Raw genomic sequence first — 18,000 nt, 5'->3', positions numbered from 1 at the left:
ATGGTAGCCAACACCTCCAGCAATTTGAAAGATGACGGGTATATAATGCGCCCCTTAATTTTACCGTTTACCCAAGAGGTCTACGTGCTGGACAGTATCAAAATCAGATTACAGTATTTACTCCCAAAACTTGGCCTGACCCGTTTGGCTGGTTGGGGTGCAGATAAGCAAGGTGGCTGGTTAACACAACTGGTTATCAAGGCGTTTGCCCGCTATTACAATGTCGATATGAAAGAAGCACAGGATCCTGAATTCTCTGCTTATCGTACATTTAATGAGTTTTTTGTGCGCCCACTACGCGCAGGCGTTCGCCCGATTGTGGCTGAAGAAAATCTATTAGCTCAACCGGCTGATGGTGCCATCAGTCAGTTAGGCACCATTCATGACCAACAAATCTTGCAGGCAAAAGGCCACCATTACAGTTTGGAAGCGTTGCTGGCGGGTAACTATATGCTGGCCAATGAGTTCAAAAATGGTCAGTTCGTTACCACCTATTTAGCCCCCCGTGACTATCACCGGGTACATATGCCTTGCGATGGCACTTTGCGTGAAATGCTTTATGTTCCCGGCGATTTATTCTCTGTCAACCCGCTGACCGCCGCCAATGTACCCAACCTATTCGCCCGTAATGAGCGCGTGATTTGTATCTTCGACACCCCAGTGGGCCCGATGGCGCAAATTCTGGTGGGTGCCACTATCGTGGGTAGCATAGAGACAGTCTGGGCTGGCACCATTACCCCACCACGGGAAGGTGTGATTCGCCGCTGGACTTATCCGCAGGCGGGTACTGAAGGTGCGATAACTCTGGAGAAAGGGCAAGAAATGGGCCGCTTTAAGTTGGGTTCCACAGTGATTAACCTGTTTGCTGAAGGTAAAGTGTATTTAGCGCCACAACTTAACAGTGGCTCTGTCACCCGCATGGGTGAAGTGCTTGCTGAAGCCGTCCCTGCGACTCCGCCGTGCTAGCCTTTGGCTTACGACGTAATTGATGCTTAAGGAGCCCTGACTTGCGCCCAATTATTTCCCGACCTTTTGGCACATTACTGTCTTTGAGCAAGCGGCTATCTTTTGCTCTATTAGTGTCATTTACCCTGCTGTTATCCCTGCCGCTACAGGCGGCAACTCAGCCGAATGAAGATCAGCTTAGACAAGAGTTGAAACAGGCTGAAGCGAATAAGGGGATAGCAAACCAGGCAGAAATTGTTCAGGCACTGCAAGGGGCTCTTAGCTGGCTCGCGGATGCTAAAGAGTCTGATATCCGCGCCCAGCAGTATCAAAAAGCGATTGATGACTTCCCCAAGCTCACCCGCGAACTACGTCAACAACTGGCGCAGGAAGGGGATAAACCCCTACCTGTACCCAGCAATATGTCGACGTCCGAACTTGAACAACAAGTGCTGCAAATTAGCAGCCAGTTGTTAGAATTAAGCCGCCTGTCGCAGCAAGAGCAGGATCGTGCACGGGAAATCAGTGAATCCCTCAATCAGTTGCCACAGCAGCAATCAGAAGCGCGGCGAATTCTGACTGAAATCAGCTCCCGTCTTCAGGCACAAAGCAGCCCTACCACCCCAGCAGCACAGGCTCAGTTCGCATTATTGCAAGCAGAAGCCGTGGCACGTAAAGCGAAAGTCAATGAATTAGAACTTTCCCAGCTGTCAGCCAATAATCGGCAGGAACTGTCACGGTTACGTGCCGAACTATACAAAAAGCGTCAGGAACGGGTAGACGCCCAGCTCCAGACCTTGCGTAACAACCTGAATAATCAGCGCCAACAGGCGGCAGAACAGGCACTTGAGCGCACTGAGTTACTGGCAGAGCAAGGTGGTGATTTACCTGAGTCCATTACTCAGCAGTTGCAAATTAACCGCGACCTGTCTTTGGCCCTAAATCAGCAAGCACAGCGCATTGACCTCATTTCTTCTCAGCAACGTCAGGCGGTTTCACAAACTCAACAAGTTCGGCAGGCACTCAGCACTATCCGTGAACAAGCGCAGTGGCTGGGAGTGTCAACCGCATTAGGGGAAGCGCTGCGAGCACAGGTTGCCCGATTGCCCGATGTGCCAAAATCCCAGCAGTTAGATCGTGATATGGCTCAACTGCGGGTACAGCGCCTGCAATATGAAGATATGCTGGAGAAGTTGCAGCAGCAGAGTGTCAAGTTAGTCCAAGACGATGGCACGCCACTCACCACTGAACAACAACGAATTCTGGATGCCCAGTGGCGTACACAGCGTGAGTTGCTTAACTCACTGCTATCCGGTTATGACACCCAGATTCTTGAGTTAACCAAACTGAAAGTGGCGAATAGCCAGCTAGTGGATGCACTGAGCGAAGTTCGCGAAGCGACCCACCGTTATCTGTTTTGGGTGGCGGATGTTAGCCCGATATCACTCTCTTATCCGTTTAACGTCGCCCATGATCTTACCCAACTACTGTCGCTAGATACTCTTTCGCAGCTTAGTAAAGCGTTCGCTATGATGATGACCAGCCAAGAAACATTGCTGCCAATTATTGGTGCTCTGCTGTTTGTCGGTTTCAGTATTAGCTCCCGCCGCCACTATCATGCTTTTCTAGAGCGCGCCAGCAGCCGGGTAGGCAAGGTTACGCAGGACCATTTCTCCCTGACTTTGCGCACCGTGTTCTGGTCAATTTTGATAGCGCTGCCACTCCCTGTCTTATGGTCGGCAGTCGGTTATGGGCTGCAAAATGCCTGGTCATTCCCGATGGCTATCGCGATTGGTAATGCCGTCACTGCAACGGTACCGGTGCTATGGGTGTTTATGATAAGTGCCGCATTTGCCCATCCTCATGGCCTGTTTATCACTCACTTCCGCTGGTCACCGGCGCAAGTTGGGCGAGCAATGCGCTTTTATCGAATGTCGGTGTGGCTGATTATCCCGCTGATGATGGCGCTAATTACCTTCGAGAATTATAACGACCGTGAATTTGCAGGAACACTTGGCCGATTGTGCTTTATTTTACTGTGTATTGCCTTGAGTTTGGTGACCAATAGCCTGAAACGAGCCGGTATCCCGCTCTATCTGGACAAAAAAGGCTCTGGCGAGAATATCGTTAACGTGGCGCTATGGGGGCTGCTACTGTCGGCACCACTGATTGCGGCCTTGGCATCTGCACTGGGTTATCTCACCACCTCGCAGGCTCTGCTGGCGCGGCTGGAAACCTCGGTCGCTATTTGGTTCTTCCTGTTGGTGGTTTACCATATTATCCGCCGCTGGATGCTGATTCAGCGCCGCCGTATCGCCTTTGACCGTGCCAAACAGCGACGAGCCGATATTTTGGCGCAACGTGCCCGTGGCGAAGAAGATACGCCGCACACTAACAGCACCGAAGGGTCGATTGATGTGGAAGAGCCGGTGATTGATCTTGATGTGATCAGCGCGCAATCTCTACGGCTGGTACGATCAATTTTGACCATGATCGCGCTAGTTTCAGTGATCGTCTTGTGGTCTGAGATTCACTCAGCTTTTGGTTTCCTGGAAAACATCCGTCTGTGGGATGTGTCATCCACCATTAACGGTATTGAGTCGGTACAGGCGATCACCATGGGGTCATTGCTGATCGCCGTTCTGGTGATGATTGTGACCACCCAACTGGTGAGAAACTTGCCCGCCCTGTTGGAGCTGGCACTATTACAGCACTTGGATCTGACACCAGGAACAGGTTATGCCATCTCCACCATCACCAAATATCTGTTGATCCTGTTTGGTAGCTTACTAGGCTTCTCAATGTTGGGGATCGAATGGGCTAAATTCCAGTGGTTGGTTGCCGCTCTCGGTTTAGGTTTGGGCTTCGGCTTGCAGGAGATTTTTGCCAACTTCGTCTCCGGCCTGATCATCTTGTTCGAGAAACCGATCCGTATCGGCGATACCGTGACTATCCGTGATCTCACCGGCAGCGTGACCAAAATCAATACCCGAGCCACCACCATCTCTGACTGGGACCGTAAAGAAATTATCGTGCCGAACAAGGCCTTTATTACTGAGCAATTTATTAACTGGTCACTGTCGGATTCCATTACCCGTGTGGTGCTGACCGTGCCAGCACCGGCTGAAACCAGCAGTGAGGAAGTGACCGAAGTATTACTGACTGCCGCGCGTCGCTGTACGTTGGTATTGGACAACCCGCCACCGGAAGTCTATTTGGTCGACCTTCAACAGGGGATTCAGATTTTTGAATTGCGTATTTATGCCGCCGAGATGGGCCATCGTATGCCGTTGCGCCATGAGATCCACCAGCTGATTCTAGTCGGTTACCGCGAGCACGGCATTACTCTGCCATTCCCACCATTCCAGGCGCGTCTGGAAACATTGGGCCGTGGGCGAGTGGCGTCTTCAAACCGTAGCCGCACACCGGGCAGTTTGTAAGATATAACCGCTATCTTTCACGCTGCGGGCATGTTGCCTGCGGCGTGAAGGACGAAGGATAATTAGGCGATATCGACAGGAAACGCAATAACATCACTCAACTTCTCGGCACCTAACGCCAGCATCACCAGACGATCAACTCCTAATGCGACGCCAGAGCAATCCGGTAGCCCGTGTTTCAAGGCAGCAATCAGATTCATATCGATGGGGTGTTCTGGCAAACCTCGTTTAGCACGACTGCGGTTATCTTGCTCGAAACGTTGCAGTTGTTCATCACCGTCGGTGAGTTCATGGAAACCATTCGCCAGCTCGATACCTTTGAAGTAAACCTCAAAACGTTCTGCTACCCGATGATCTTCGGTGCTAATCACGGCTAAGGAAGCTTGAGATGCTGGGAAGTGATACACAAAAGCAGGTTTATCGCGGCCAATGTGGGGTTCAACTCCGACAGTGAACAGCAATTGCAAAAGTGTATCGCGATCATCTTCAGTGTCGGCAATATTACTGAGATCCAACTTTGCCGCCGCCTCACGCAATTGTGCTTTGTCTGCTGATAATGGATCGATATCCAAATGACGCAAAAACGCCTGCTGATAAGACAAGGTTTCCGCACTATTGCAATCCAGTATTTGCTGCAACAGATCATCAACCTCATTCATTAAGCGATACATATCATAATGTGGGCGATACCATTCCAGCATGGTGAATTCAGGATTGTGATGGCGGCCAGCTTCTTCATTGCGGAAACTGCGCCCTAATTGATAAATAGAGCCACTCCCCGCCGCCAACAGGCGCTTCATGTGATATTCCGGGCTGGTCATCATGTACAACGTCAAACCATCGGCAGCGCCCGGGCCAACAAACCGGGTTTGAAATGGGACCAAATGAATGTCCGTCACTGTCGCTTGGCTCATGGTTGGCGTTTCAACTTCTAATACGCCACGATCGGCAAAAAAACGCCGGATCTCTGCCATTATCGCTGCGCGCTTCAACAAATTGGCGATAGGTGCACTCGGCTGCCAGCTTGCCGTTTCGCTCATGGTGGTTAACTCCGAAATCAAACAGGGGCTGCAGTCTACTCGTATCTCCTCATTCAGACAAATCTGTCATCCATTTGGTAGATTTTGCCCTTTAATTCAGCATTTCACTCTGTAATAGAGACTTTCACCCAGCAGATCCTGTTTGGGATCACGTTTTCGTCAGTAATGCTCTTGAGACGGTTCAAATAAAACAAAACAATCGATCACATCAAATTTCTACCACTTAGCATTAGGTATAATTATTTCCATACAAAAAGTAAGAAATAGCTATTCTTAATACCATGATTCTCATTAGTGGCTAGTAGGTTAGCCCAATAATAATATTAAAAAACATAGTAAGAATAGAGATTCACTTTATATAGCCAAAGTCAGTAGAGTTGCAGGTAAACCAAACAAACAATCCCCTGCAGCTTCAAGTACTAAGGATATAAGATTTTCACTTGAACAATGGAGAAGCGCAGTGCAAACCTTTAACGCCGATCTTGCCATTATCGGGGCCGGAGGCGCTGGTTTACGTGCAGCAATAGCCGCAGCGGAAGCCAACCCTCAGCTGAAGATTGCTCTGATCTCGAAAGTATACCCGATGCGAAGCCATACTGTGGCCGCCGAAGGGGGATCAGCAGCTGTCACACAGGACCACGATACCTTTGACTACCACTTCCACGATACTGTCGCCGGTGGCGACTGGTTATGCGAACAAGATGTTGTTGACCATTTTGTTCACCATTGCCCGGAAGAAATGGCACAGCTGGAAATCTGGGGCTGCCCATGGAGCCGTAAACCCGATGGCTCTGTTAACGTTCGCCGCTTTGGCGGGATGAAAATCGAACGTACGTGGTTCGCCGCCGATAAAACCGGCTTCCACATGTTGCATACGCTATTCCAAACCTCTTTAAAATATCCGCAAATTCAAAGATTTGATGAACACTTCGTGCTAGATATTCTGGTCGATGATGGTCAAGCCCGCGGTGTTGTCGCCATGAATATGATGGAAGGCACGCGAGTACAAATCCGGGCCAATGCCGTGGTCATGGCGACCGGCGGTGCAGGTCGAGTTTATCGTTATAACACCAATGGCGGTATTGTTACCGGTGATGGTATGGGGATGGCATTCCACCACGGCGTCCCGCTGCGGGATATGGAATTTGTGCAATACCACCCTACCGGTTTACCAGGCTCAGGTATCCTGATGACCGAAGGTTGCCGTGGTGAAGGCGGTATTCTGGTCAACAAAGATGGCTACCGTTATTTGCAAGATTACGGCATGGGCCCTGAAACCCCGCTCGGCGAGCCAAAGAACAAATACATGGAATTAGGTCCGCGCGATAAAGTCTCGCAAGCCTTCTGGCATGAATGGCGTGCTGGTCGCACAATTGCGACGCCACGTGGCGATGTGGTCTATCTGGACCTGCGTCATCTGGGCGAAAAGAAACTGCTTGAGCGCCTGCCGTTCATCTGTGAACTGGCAAAAGCCTATGTTGGTGTTGACCCGGTTAAAGAGCCCATTCCGGTGCGCCCAACTGCGCATTACACGATGGGCGGTATTGAAACCAACCAACAGTGTGAAACTCGAATCAAAGGGTTATTCGCGGTTGGTGAATGTTCGTCTGTTGGCCTGCATGGTGCAAACCGCCTGGGTTCCAACTCTCTGGCTGAACTGGTGGTCTTTGGTCGTGTGGCAGGCGAACAAGCTGCACTGCGCGCCATGGAAAGTAACCCGGCAAATGGCAGTGCACTGGATGCACAGACCCGCGATGTGGAAACCCGCCTAAGTAACCTGATGAAGCAGGAAGGGACTGAGAACTGGGCTAAAATTCGCGATGAGATGGGCCTGTCAATGGAAGAAGGTTGCGGTATTTATCGTACACCGGAACTGATGCAGAAAACCGTAGATAAACTGGCCGAGCTGAAAGAGCGCTTCAAACGCGTGAAAATCACTGATAACTCTAGTGTCTTCAATACTGACCTGCTGTATACCATCGAGCTCGGTTATGGTTTAGATGTCGCTGAATGTATGGCTCATTCTGCACTGAATCGTAAAGAGTCCCGTGGCGCGCATCAACGTCTGGATGAAGGCTGCACCGAGCGTGATGATGTTAACTTCCTCAAACACACTCTCGCCTTCTATACCCCAGGCGGCGCACCACGTCTTGAATACAGCGATGTGAAAATTACCAAGCTGGCACCTGCGAAACGTGTTTATGGTGGTGAGGCTACCGCACAAGATGCGAAAGATGCAAAAGATGCGAAAGATTTAAAGGATAAGGAGCAGGCGAATGACTGATATGAAAGTCCTGAAAATGGAAGTCATGCGCTATAACCCGGAACGTGATAGCGAACCCCACTTCGAAACCTTTGAAGTGCCTTACGATGAGCAAACTTCTCTGCTCGATGCTCTGGGCTATATCAAAGATAACCTGGCCCCAGACCTCTCTTATCGCTGGTCTTGCCGGATGGCAATTTGCGGTTCGTGCGGCATGATGGTTAACAAGGTGCCGAAGCTGGCCTGTAAGACTTTCTTACGTGAATATACTGGCGGCATGAAGGTTGAGGCGCTGGGTAACTTCCCAATCGAGCGTGACTTAGTGGTTGATATGACTCACTTTATCGAGAGTCTGGAAGCCATCAAACCTTATATCATTGGTAATGAGCGCAAGGCGAAAGACGGCCCGACGAAGCAAACTCCAGCTCAGATGGCCAAATACCATCAGTTCTCCGGCTGTATTAACTGTGGTTTGTGCTACGCCGCTTGCCCACAGTTTGGGCTAAACCCTGAGTTCATCGGCCCGGCAGCTATCACTCTAGCGCATCGTTACAATCTGGACACCCGTGACCACGGCAAGAAAGAGCGTATGCCTCAGCTTAACGGGAAGAATGGCGTCTGGAGTTGTACCTTTGTTGGCTACTGTTCTGAAGTTTGTCCGAAGCATGTTGACCCGGCTGCAGCTATCCAGCAAGGCAAGGTTGAGAGCGCTAAAGACTTCATGATCGCCATGCTGAAACCACAATAAGGGAGGGGAAACAGCAATGACTACTAAACGTAAAGCTTACGTCCGTACCATGGCCCCGAACTGGTGGCAACAGCTCGGTTTCTATCGCTTTTATATGCTGCGTGAAGGCACCGCCGTCCCCACTTTGTGGTTCAGTATTCTGCTGATTTACGGTGTGTTTGCGCTGAAAAGCGGCCCAGCCGGTTGGGAGGGTTTTGTCGGATTCCTGCAAAATCCACTGGTGTTATTGATTAATATCATTACGTTATTGGCTGCCGTGTTACATACCAAAACTTGGTTTGAACTGGCACCGAAGGCCGCCAATATTATCGTTAATAGTGAAAAAATGGGTCCAGGGCCAATCATTAAGGCGCTGTGGGTTGTGACTGTCGTGGCTACCGCGATCATTCTGGCTGTCGCCTTACTCTAACCCGGAGGAGAACAAGATGAATCAAGTCCCTAAGCGCTCCGATGAACCTATCTTCTGGGGCCTGTTTGGCGCTGGTGGTATGTGGAGTGCCATTATTGCACCTGCCATTATTCTGCTGGTCGCTGTTTTGCTACCACTGGGCGCTTTCCCTGGTGATGCACTGAGCTATGAACGAATTTTGGCATTCTGTCAGAGTTTCATTGGCCGAATCTTCCTGTTGCTGATGATTATTCTGCCACTGTGGTGTGCTTTACACCGTATCCATCACGCAATGCATGATTTGAAAATCCATGTTCCTGCAGGGAAATGGGTCTTTTATGGTTTGGCGGCCATTCTGAGTGTGGTCACAATCATTGGTGTTCTGACACTATAGTTTTTCGTTATCACAGTCTATCAACGGCCCGCACACCTCTGCGGGCCATTTTTTTGTTATTCCGCTAACATTCCCATCAATAACTCAGATTCTTCTATTTGCCTCTTGCATAGACGATAGCTATTCTCAATTAAAGACTAATCATTGAAATACTAAGGAATGCAGATGCACCTGTGGTCAAAATTATCCGTATTAATGGCGGCATTACTCTCTGTTGCCTGTAGTGTTACACCACCAAAAGACGTGAAAATCGTCGATAACTTCCAATTACCCCGTTATCTTGGCACTTGGTATGAAATTGCCCGCTTGGATCATTCCTTTGAACGCGGGCTAGATCATGTCACAGCCAATTACTCACTCCGTGATGATGGTGGTGTAAAAGTGGTTAATCGCGGTTATAACGTGAAGAAACAGCAATGGCAGGAGAGTATTGGCAAGGCCTATTTCATCGGTTCGCCGCAGCAAGCTTCACTGAAAGTTTCATTTTTTGGGCCTTTCTATGGCGGTTATAACGTTATTGATTTAGATGATGGCTATCAGCATGCCCTGATTGCTGGCCCTAACCGAGATTACCTGTGGATTTTATCCCGCACACCGACGATTGATACTCATACCAAACAGCGACTGGTTGCTGTGGCGCAACATTACGGCTTCCCGGTGGATAAATTGATATGGGTTGAGCAAGGAGAGATGAAGCTAGGCCAATGATCGCGTGGGCAGTTACCACTGAGTATTCATTAAGGGGGGAATATCCCCCCTTATAATTTATGAGGCCAATTTCAACCCAATAATTCCCGCCAAAATCAGCCCTAAACTGAATACTCGCGCCAAACTGGCTGATTCCCCCAGCAACACAATACCTAAAATGGCTGTCCCCACGGCACCAATGCCGGTCCAGACAGCATAAGCTGTGCCTGCTGGTAATGTTTTCATGGCGTAGGCCAAGAGGAAAACACTGGCTGCCATTGCCACCAGAGTCACAATACTGGGTGTCAGTCGTGTAAAACCATGGGAATACTTCAGGCCAATGGCCCAAATAACCTCTAACAGACCGGCAATAACTAGAATAATCCAAGCCATGGTAACCACCTCGCTCATGCGGGGTCGTCCCCGAGAAAACAGATGCGTGCTGGGTCGTCCCAAGCAGCAGATAGATAAGAATGATACGTTAGCACGCTAGATAATAAGCAGCAATATCATAAGCAGTCAAAAAATCCGGCGGTCAATGCCGCCGCTAGCAAGACAAACAGAGGGTTATTCTGCGCTACGTTCAATGGCACTGCCGGCGCTTTGTACATCTTTGCCAACACCTTTGGTGGTATTGCAGGCGCTCAATGAAGAGATAACTAACAATGAGAAAATAACTGCGATGCTTTTCTTCAACATTATTAAAATTCCTTATAGTGCGTGAGTATGTTCGCCCTATAAGGATAGTCAAAAAAACAACATTGCACTTTTTCTGACTTAAAATGCCAGCATCAGGCAAACTCCAGATAGCAGAAAACCGCCAATTCAGCGGTTTTCTTTCGTTCTCAGCGTAACCGACTTACTTCACGCGAGAAACGTATTCGCCAGAGCGGGTGTCAACTTTGATAACTTCGCCAACCTGTACGAATAGTGGCACTTTGACCACTGCACCGGTGCTCAGAGTTGCAGGCTTACCACCGGTACCGGCAGTATCACCTTTCAGACCTGGGTCAGTGTCAACAATTTCGAGTTCAATAAAGTTTGGTGGAGTGACAGCGATAGGCTGACCATTCCACAGAGTTACGATACATTCTGCCTGATCAATCAGCCATTTAGCATTGTCGCCAATGGCTTTAGCATCAGCTTGCAGCTGTTCGTAAGTCTCGTTATTCATGAAGTGCCAGAACTCACCGTCGTTGTACAGGTAAGTCAGGTTCAGATCGTTAACGTCCGCACCTTCCAGAGAATCGGTTGATTTAAAGGTCTTTTCAACACGTGAGCCGGTCAACAGGCGGCGCATCTTAACACGAGCAAAAGCCTGACCTTTGCCGGGTTTTACGAATTCGCTGGACTCAACTGCATAAGGCTCGCCCTCGAACATGATTTTAAGACCGGGACGAAAATCGTTGCTATAATAACTGGCCATTATGGTCCTCAAGAAACTGGTAGTAAGCCTAAAAAATGGCAAGTATTGTAACCCGAAACATGCCAATTAGAGAAGATTGGTTGCAACAACTCGCCGATGTAATTACAGATCCGGACGAATTGCTAAGAATTTTGTTCTTAAATGAACACCCTAGCCTGCAACAAGGTAGCGCAGCGCGCCGTTTATTTCCCTTAAGAGTGCCCCGTGCATTTGTCGCACGTATGCAACCGGGAAATCCATCGGACCCTTTACTGCTGCAAGTCCTCACTGCACGCGAAGAATTTATCGCGGCTCCCGGCTTTACCGACGATCCACTCGATGAGCAACGCAGTGTCGTCCCCGGTTTATTGCATAAATACCGCAACCGCGCATTATTGCTGGTCAAAGGCGGCTGCGCCGTCAATTGCCGCTACTGCTTCCGCCGCCATTTTCCTTATCAGGATAACCAAGGCAACAAAGCCAACTGGCAGCAAGCCCTGGATTATATCCGCCAGCATCCTGAACTAGATGAGATTATTTTCTCGGGCGGCGATCCATTAATGGCAAAGGACAGTGAACTCAGTTGGTTAGTGGGTGAGTTAGAAAGTATCACTCACATCAAACGGTTACGTATCCATAGTCGATTACCGGTGGTAATCCCCGCACGTATTACTCCAGCATTGTGTCAGTTGCTGGGTGATTCACGATTACAGGTATTGATGGTTACACATATAAACCATGCCAATGAAATCGACTCATCTTTCCGTGACAGTATGGCACAGTTGAAACGGGCGGGAGTCACACTGTTAAACCAGAGTGTATTGCTGCGTGGGGTCAATAATGATGCAGACGTATTGGCAACATTAAGTAATGCTTTGTTTGATGCTGGAATTCTGCCTTATTACATCCATGTGCTGGATAAAGTTCAAGGCGCGGCCCACTTTATGGTCAATGATGATGAAGCTCGGCAATTAATGAAAGGGTTATTGAGCCGGGTATCCGGTTATTTGGTACCCCGTCTGGCACGAGAAATTGGTGGGCAACCCAGCAAGACACCACTGGACCTTCGATTAATGCAGAGCGAATAATCATACGTCAGGGGGCTATGTGTCCCCTGACTTATTGACATTAGTGCCTAATCTATTAAGGGCACTTGTAAACTTCACCGACCATTTTGCTGTCGAGCGGTGCGAAGCTTGATAAGAAGGTTTCGCTTGGGCTGGTTGCGCCATAGATAACATTGCCGCCCATGGCTGCTGCTTTGTTACGCAGGTCATTTGCTGCACCGCGCATAGAGCTGCTTTCACCGCCGCCGCCAGATATCCAATTGCTCTGAGTACCGGTGACCTGACCCACTAACTGGCATTCACTACCCGGTTTGGTATCGGAGAACTTCACTTGCTCGCCCGCCGAACTCAATTGATTAGTGGAGCTACAACCTGCCAGCAACAGTGCTGCTGAAAGACCAAGTAACACTTTAATCCGCATTTTTTTCCCCATTCGAAGTTGAGAATCACGCTAAAGATTACCAGAAAGCACCGCCGCCGCTTAGGCATCCGTTGCCGAAATTATCCAGGTACCCGATTTCGAGACTGATGGTTAATGGGTAACAGTTTACACATTAAATCAGAAACTAAGATAATAAAAAGTCCCGCAATCATCACACTGGCAAAATAAAGCCGCTTTTAGCGATACTGAGTTGCAGAATATGAATCAGAAAAGATCTCGTTTCCAGATAAGACCGAGTATAAAGCTCAGTTGGGGCGAGGTTATGACAAGTTTGATTTATAGCCGGTTTTTTATTTTCATAAAGAAGATGATTGAATCTCACCAAAAATAAAAGCGAGCAGGTTTCCCCGCTCGCTTTCATCAACAGCTTGTCCCTTTTGCTACCGATAATGGTCGCTCAAAGGGTTGGCAGCATTACATCATGCCGCCCATGCCGCCCATACCACCCATGCCGCCAGCGCCCATATCAGCACCTTTGTCATCACGTGGCAGGTCAGTGATCATGCACTCGGTGGTGATCATCAGGCCAGCAATAGAGGCTGCGTACTGCAGAGCAGAACGAGTCACTTTAGTTGGATCCAGGATACCCATCGCGATCATGTCGCCGTATTCTTCGCTGTATGCGTTATAGCCGTAGCTACCTGAACCCGCTTTAACGTTGTTCGCGATAACAGAGGCTTCTTCACCGGCGTTAACCACGATCTGACGCAGTGGAGATTCCATCGCACGCAGAGCAACTTTGATACCCACGTTCTGGTCTTCGTTGTCGCCTTTCAGGCCAGAAGCAGTGATAGCAGATGCAGCACGAATCAGTGCAACACCACCACCAGCAACCACGCCTTCTTCTACCGCAGCACGAGTTGCATGCAGAGCATCTTCAACGCGAGCTTTCTTCTCTTTCATTTCAACTTCAGTTGCGGCGCCAACTTTGATAACGGCAACGCCGCCAGCCAGTTTAGCCACACGCTCTTGCAGTTTTTCTTTGTCGTAGTCAGAAGTCGCATCTTCAATTTGCTGACGGATCTGAGTCACGCGGCCCTGGATTGCAGCTTCGTCACCTACGCCATCGATGATGATGGTGGTGTCTTTGTTGATAACAACACGTTTTGCCTGACCCAGATCTTCCAGAGTGGTTTTTTCCAGTTCCAGACCGATCTCTTCAGAAATAACGGTACCAGAAGTCAGGGTAGCGATGTCTTGCAGCATGGCTTTACGACGATCGCCGAAACCAGGTGCTTTAACTGCAGCGACTTTAACAATGCCACGCATGGTGTTAACCACCAGAGTTGCCAGCGCTTCGCCTTCAACATCTTCTGCGATGATCAGCAGTGGTTTACCAGCTTTCGCTACTGCTTCCAGAACTGGCAGCATTTCGCGGATGTTAGAGATTTTCTTGTCAGCCAACAGGATGAATGGGCTTTCAAGTTCAATAGAACCCGTTTCTGGTTTATTGATGAAGTAAGGAGACAGGTAGCCACGGTCGAACTGCATACCTTCTACTACGTCCAGCTCGTCTTGCAGGCCTGAACCTTCTTCAACGGTGATAACGCCTTCTTTACCGACCTTTTCCATCGCTTGTGCAATCAACTCACCCACAGTTGAGTCTGAGTTTGCAGAGATGGTGCCTACCTGTGCGATAGCTTTAGAATCAGAGCAAGGCACAGACAGTTTTTTCAGTTCTTCAACTGCAGCGATAACAGCTTTGTCGATACCGCGCTTCAGATCCATTGGGTTCATGCCGGCCGCTACAGCTTTTAGGCCTTCAGTGATGATGGATTGAGCCAGAACAGTTGCAGTGGTAGTACCGTCACCAGCCGCGTCATTCGCTTTAGAGGCAACTTCTTTAACCATCTGTGCACCCATGTTCTCAAACTTGTCTTCCAGTTCGATCTCACGTGCAACAGATACACCATCTTTGGTGATAGTTGGAGAGCCAAAAGACTTGTCCAGAACTACGTTACGGCCTTTCGGGCCCAGGGTCACTTTCACTGCATCAGCAAGGATGTTTACGCCGCGTAGCATTTTGATGCGTGCGTCGTTACCGAATTTTACGTCTTTAGCTGCCATTGGTATTTCCCTTAACTCGTTCAGTTCAGAAGATTAGAGAGCGTGATTACGCTTCAACAATTGCCAGAATGTCGCTTTCGGACATGATCAACACTTCTTCATGGTCGATCTTTTCTGACTTCACGCCGTAACCATCGTTGAAAATAACGACGTCACCAACTTTCACATCCAGCGGCTTAACTTCACCGTTATCCAGGATGCGACCATTGCCGACAGCCAGAACTTCACCACGGGTAGATTTACCCGCTGCAGTGCCAGTCAGAACGATGCCGCCAGCAGACTTGGATTCAACTTCTTTGCGCTTGACGATAACGCGATCATGCAATGGACGAATTTTCATTGATAGCTCTCCTATGAGAAGGTCCGTATCAGATTTAGGATTAATATCGGCATGCCTTCATAACCGATACCGTGCCTTCCTTAATGGGGGCGGCTTCTCATCCCTTCAAGGGAGACGACAAAAAAAAATTCATTTTTTTCTCGTCCAAAGAGGGTTGTTTTTGGCCCCCGCACCGCCCACAGTGAAAAGAAAACACTGCGATTTACTTTATAAATTTATGATTAATAAACAGGCTATTAGAGAAGACCTTCGGTTTACTTATCATCTTTAAAACGATTATCTGTCGATTTATCATCCTCATCCGGACGATGCTCGACAATGAAGCTTTCATCAGCTTTACGCTGAAACTCACCGTCAAAGGTATTTCCGCCCCCCATTGGGCCGCTACCTGTGCCAAAACTACCGCCACGGTAAATGTTCAGATGTGGCATCAACTTTAAAGTTAATGACTTTTGAATCGGGGGTAAGAGCAGCAGCAAACCGAGGAAGTCGGTAAAAAAGCCCGGGATCAACAGCAAGAAACCCGCCAATACTAGCGATACACTTTTGACCATTTCTGCCGCAGGGCTTTCACCCGCAGCCAGTTTTTGCTGCATCTGCATAAAGGTTTTTATTCCCTGATTGCGCACCAGAGAGATCCCCACACAAGAGCTCAGGATCACCAGCAGCAGGGTAACTAGCACACCTAATACGGCTGCAACCTTGATAAATATCGATATTTCTATATATGCCAATAAAAATATCAGCGCTAACGGTAACCAACGCACCGCATTCTCCTTATTTCAATCATTCAGTATCCCTCATCAGGTTGAACCTGACTGACAAATACCATGAAAACCTTGACCCCGCTGGGCTGACACTGCCTTTTCACCCTATGGGCAGATTTCGGCGTCAGCTCCTCTCTTCGACGTGGGTCGACAATCATAAAGTGGTGGTGGCGCAAGCACTTTTCAAGTTACAGAGATACTTTTATTACTTCTTTGTACAACTGTGAGAGAAATCACAGATATCAGATCCTCTTAATTAATTCCGACCATATAGTGATCCTAGTTCAAGGCTTTTTATCACTAAGCAGCATATGATCCTGTCAGCAATATGATGAATGGTTAATCTTTCCGCACTAAAGGTTCATGGCGGCATCATGTTTGCACACGGCGGCATAATTTAGTTAACAAATACAAAACAAGACAGCACATTAGAGAAGGTTCTCATGTCAAATAACATTCGTATTGAAGAAGACCTGTTAGGTACACGAGAAGTCCCCGCAGAGGCTTACTACGGTGTTCATACCCTGCGTGCGATTGAAAACTTCTATATTAGTAACAGCAAGATCAGTGATGTTCCAGAATTTGTACGCGGCATGGTTATGGTAAAAAAAGCGGCGGCAATGGCGAACAAAGAATTACACACCATCCCACGCAAAATTGCAGACATCATTATTCAGGCATGCGACGAAGTTCTGGATAAAGGCAAATGCATGGATCAGTTCCCGGTTGACGTGTTCCAAGGCGGCGCCGGTACCTCTTTAAATATGAATACCAACGAAGTTCTGGCCAATATCGGCCTGGAACTGATGGGGCACCAGAAAGGGGAATATCAATATCTCAACCCTAATGACCATCTAAACAAGTGCCAATCCACCAACGATGCCTACCCAACTGGTTTCCGCATTGCGGTTTACGCCTCTATTATGAAATTGATCGACGCGATCAACGAACTGGGCGAAGGTTTCGGTAGAAAATCCAAAGAATTCGAAAAAATTCTGAAAATGGGTCGTACCCAATTACAGGATGCAGTACCAATGACTCTGGGGCAGGAGTTCCGTGCCTTCCAGGTATTGTTGAACGAAGAAACCAAAAACCTGCAACGTACCGCAGAGTTGCTGCTGGAAGTGAACCTAGGGGCAACCGCTATCGGTACCGCCTTGAACACACCAGAAGGTTATCAACAACTGGCGGTACAAAAACTGGCTGAAATCAGTGGACTGGCATGTGTACCGGCAGAAGACTTGATTGAAGCAACATCTGACTGTGGTGCTTACGTGATGGTGCACAGCGCACTGAAACGTCTGGCAGTTAAGATGTCAAAAATCTGTAATGACTTACGTTTGCTCTCCTCTGGCCCACGTACAGGTCTGAATGAGATCAACCTGCCAGAATTGCAGGCCGGTTCCTCAATCATGCCAGCCAAAGTCAACCCGGTTATTCCTGAAGTTGTTAACCAGGTTTGTTTTAAGGTGATCGGCAACGATACTTGCATTACTATGGCGGCCGAAGCAGGCCAGCTCCAGTTGAACGTCATGGAGCCAGTGATTGGCCAAGCTATGTTTGAGTCCATTCATATCCTGACAAATGCTTGCTATAACCTGTTGGAAAAATGCATTAATGGCATTACGGCCAACAAAGAGGTCTGCGAACGTTACGTCTTTAACTCTATCGGTATCGTCACCTACCTTAACCCATTCATTGGCCACCATAATGGTGACATTGTCGGTAAGATTTGTGCGGAAACTGGTAAGAATGTGCGGGAAGTGGTTCTGGAACGCGGCTTGCTTACTGAAGCCGAGTTAGACGATATTTTCTCAGTCGAGAACCTGATGCATCCTGCCTATAAGGCGAAACGCTATACCGATGAAAATGAACAATAAAATAATCATTCGGTAGCCCTATAAGGCACGTATGCTCCTCTGGACAACGTGCCTTTTTACTTTCTGGTAAACACAATTTTTTAACTTTTAAAGTTCAATTTAAACAAGTTGTTTCAAATTATAAACA

17 protein-coding genes are annotated in these 18,000 nt (G+C 48.5%); 9 read left to right on the top strand and 8 right to left on the bottom strand.

What is annotated here, in order from left to right:
* Positions 1–84 precede the first annotated feature (84 nt).
* On the top strand, positions 85–966 hold the full coding sequence (gene asd / locus DJ58_RS07020) for an archaetidylserine decarboxylase (protein WP_032910513.1): 882 nt from the start codon (positions 85–87) through the stop codon (positions 964–966).
* A 41-nt stretch (positions 967–1,007) separates the two neighbouring features.
* A complete protein-coding gene (gene mscM / locus DJ58_RS07025) occupies positions 1,008–4,385 on the top strand; it encodes a miniconductance mechanosensitive channel MscM (protein WP_050413880.1) in 3,378 nt (1,125 codons plus the stop codon).
* A 62-nt stretch (positions 4,386–4,447) separates the two neighbouring features.
* On the opposite strand, the gene epmA is transcribed toward mscM, so the two are convergent.
* Positions 4,448–5,425 carry an elongation factor P--(R)-beta-lysine ligase gene (gene epmA, locus DJ58_RS07030; RefSeq protein WP_004707000.1) on the bottom strand — a complete coding sequence of 326 codons (978 nt, stop codon included), beginning with the start codon at positions 5,423–5,425 and terminating at the stop codon, positions 4,448–4,450.
* A gap of 460 nt (positions 5,426–5,885) precedes the next feature.
* Here epmA and frdA point away from each other — a divergent pair, with 460 nt between their 5' ends.
* The 5 genes from frdA to blc all read left to right on the top strand — a co-directional run bounded on the left by frdA (position 5,886) and on the right by blc (position 9,926).
* Complete coding sequence (frdA, locus tag DJ58_RS07035; RefSeq protein ID WP_004706999.1) at positions 5,886–7,709, top strand: fumarate reductase (quinol) flavoprotein subunit; 1,824 nt, start codon at positions 5,886–5,888, stop codon at positions 7,707–7,709.
* The gene (locus DJ58_RS07040; RefSeq protein WP_032910413.1) at positions 7,702–8,436 is read left to right on the top strand and encodes a succinate dehydrogenase/fumarate reductase iron-sulfur subunit; all 735 of its coding nucleotides are present in this window, start codon (positions 7,702–7,704) and stop codon (positions 8,434–8,436) included. Before frdA ends, DJ58_RS07040 begins: the two co-directional genes overlap by 8 nt.
* A 16-nt stretch (positions 8,437–8,452) precedes the next feature.
* Entirely contained in the window at positions 8,453–8,845 is a 393-nt protein-coding gene (gene frdC / locus DJ58_RS07045) for a fumarate reductase subunit FrdC (RefSeq protein WP_032910411.1), read from the top strand.
* 16 nt (positions 8,846–8,861) lie between these two features.
* Positions 8,862–9,218 carry a fumarate reductase subunit FrdD gene (gene frdD, locus DJ58_RS07050; RefSeq protein WP_004706996.1) on the top strand — a complete coding sequence of 119 codons (357 nt, stop codon included), beginning with the start codon at positions 8,862–8,864 and terminating at the stop codon, positions 9,216–9,218.
* 165 nt (positions 9,219–9,383) lie between these two features.
* Positions 9,384–9,926 (top strand): outer membrane lipoprotein Blc, encoded by a 543-nt coding sequence (blc, locus tag DJ58_RS07055; RefSeq protein ID WP_032910410.1) that lies wholly within the window; start codon positions 9,384–9,386, stop codon positions 9,924–9,926.
* A 57-nt stretch (positions 9,927–9,983) separates the two neighbouring features.
* Here the strand turns inward: blc and sugE are convergent, their stop codons facing one another.
* From sugE to efp, 3 genes are all read right to left on the bottom strand, one after another.
* A complete protein-coding gene (sugE, locus tag DJ58_RS07060) occupies positions 9,984–10,298 on the bottom strand; it encodes a quaternary ammonium compound efflux SMR transporter SugE (protein WP_005156471.1) in 315 nt (104 codons plus the stop codon).
* A 174-nt stretch (positions 10,299–10,472) separates the two neighbouring features.
* Complete coding sequence (locus tag DJ58_RS07065) at positions 10,473–10,604, bottom strand: entericidin A/B family lipoprotein (RefSeq protein WP_004706993.1); 132 nt, start codon at positions 10,602–10,604, stop codon at positions 10,473–10,475.
* 160 nt (positions 10,605–10,764) lie between these two features.
* Positions 10,765–11,331, bottom strand: coding sequence for an elongation factor P (gene efp / locus DJ58_RS07070; RefSeq protein WP_032910408.1), 567 nt, complete (start codon positions 11,329–11,331; stop codon positions 10,765–10,767).
* A 35-nt stretch (positions 11,332–11,366) separates the two neighbouring features.
* Here efp and epmB point away from each other — a divergent pair, with 35 nt between their 5' ends.
* On the top strand, positions 11,367–12,398 hold the full coding sequence (gene epmB / locus DJ58_RS07075; protein WP_032910405.1) for an EF-P beta-lysylation protein EpmB: 1,032 nt from the start codon (positions 11,367–11,369) through the stop codon (positions 12,396–12,398).
* 55 nt (positions 12,399–12,453) lie between these two features.
* Here epmB and DJ58_RS07080 read toward each other — a convergent pair whose 3' ends face one another.
* The 4 genes from DJ58_RS07080 to DJ58_RS07100 all read right to left on the bottom strand — a co-directional run bounded on the left by DJ58_RS07080 (position 12,454) and on the right by DJ58_RS07100 (position 15,993).
* The gene (locus DJ58_RS07080; RefSeq protein ID WP_032910403.1) at positions 12,454–12,798 is read right to left on the bottom strand and encodes a DUF4156 domain-containing protein; all 345 of its coding nucleotides are present in this window, start codon (positions 12,796–12,798) and stop codon (positions 12,454–12,456) included.
* Positions 12,799–13,233: 435 nt separating this feature from the next.
* Complete coding sequence (groL, locus tag DJ58_RS07090) at positions 13,234–14,886, bottom strand: chaperonin GroEL (protein ID WP_004706989.1); 1,653 nt, start codon at positions 14,884–14,886, stop codon at positions 13,234–13,236.
* Positions 14,887–14,932: 46 nt separating this feature from the next.
* A complete protein-coding gene (locus tag DJ58_RS07095) occupies positions 14,933–15,226 on the bottom strand; it encodes a co-chaperone GroES (protein WP_004706988.1) in 294 nt (97 codons plus the stop codon).
* Positions 15,227–15,480: 254 nt separating this feature from the next.
* Positions 15,481–15,993 (bottom strand): FxsA family protein, encoded by a 513-nt coding sequence (locus DJ58_RS07100; RefSeq protein WP_032910398.1) that lies wholly within the window; start codon positions 15,991–15,993, stop codon positions 15,481–15,483.
* Between the two features lie 443 nt (positions 15,994–16,436).
* Between DJ58_RS07100 and aspA the strand changes: the two genes are divergently transcribed.
* The gene (gene aspA / locus DJ58_RS07105) at positions 16,437–17,873 is read left to right on the top strand and encodes an aspartate ammonia-lyase (protein WP_004706985.1); all 1,437 of its coding nucleotides are present in this window, start codon (positions 16,437–16,439) and stop codon (positions 17,871–17,873) included.
* The last annotated feature ends 127 nt before the right edge of the window (positions 17,874–18,000 follow it).

The sequence above is a fragment of the Yersinia frederiksenii ATCC 33641 genome (assembly GCF_000754805.1).
Classification (GTDB): domain Bacteria; phylum Pseudomonadota; class Gammaproteobacteria; order Enterobacterales; family Enterobacteriaceae; genus Yersinia; species Yersinia frederiksenii.
Note: the sequence above shows the minus strand (reverse complement) of the source record. Positions and strands in the feature narration are given on the sequence as shown.

Bases quoted from the DNA above. Each gene is read 5' to 3' on its own strand.
- epmA (WP_004707000.1), bottom strand. From the start codon at position 5,425: ATGAGCGAAACGGCAAGCTGGCAGCCGAGTGCACCTATCGCCAATTTG.
- DJ58_RS07040 (WP_032910413.1), top strand. From the start codon at position 7,702: ATGACTGATATGAAAGTCCTGAAAATGGAAGTCATGCGCTATAACCCG.
- frdC (WP_032910411.1), top strand. From the start codon at position 8,453: ATGACTACTAAACGTAAAGCTTACGTCCGTACCATGGCCCCGAACTGG.
- frdD (WP_004706996.1), top strand. From the start codon at position 8,862: ATGAATCAAGTCCCTAAGCGCTCCGATGAACCTATCTTCTGGGGCCTG.
- blc (WP_032910410.1), top strand. From the start codon at position 9,384: ATGCACCTGTGGTCAAAATTATCCGTATTAATGGCGGCATTACTCTCT.
- sugE (WP_005156471.1), bottom strand. From the start codon at position 10,298: ATGGCTTGGATTATTCTAGTTATTGCCGGTCTGTTAGAGGTTATTTGG.
- DJ58_RS07065 (WP_004706993.1), bottom strand. From the start codon at position 10,604: ATGTTGAAGAAAAGCATCGCAGTTATTTTCTCATTGTTAGTTATCTCT.
- efp (WP_032910408.1), bottom strand. From the start codon at position 11,331: ATGGCCAGTTATTATAGCAACGATTTTCGTCCCGGTCTTAAAATCATG.
- epmB (WP_032910405.1), top strand. From the start codon at position 11,367: ATGGCAAGTATTGTAACCCGAAACATGCCAATTAGAGAAGATTGGTTG.
- DJ58_RS07080 (WP_032910403.1), bottom strand. From the start codon at position 12,798: ATGCGGATTAAAGTGTTACTTGGTCTTTCAGCAGCACTGTTGCTGGCA.
- groL (WP_004706989.1), bottom strand. From the start codon at position 14,886: ATGGCAGCTAAAGACGTAAAATTCGGTAACGACGCACGCATCAAAATG.
- DJ58_RS07095 (WP_004706988.1), bottom strand. From the start codon at position 15,226: ATGAAAATTCGTCCATTGCATGATCGCGTTATCGTCAAGCGCAAAGAA.
- aspA (WP_004706985.1), top strand. From the start codon at position 16,437: ATGTCAAATAACATTCGTATTGAAGAAGACCTGTTAGGTACACGAGAA.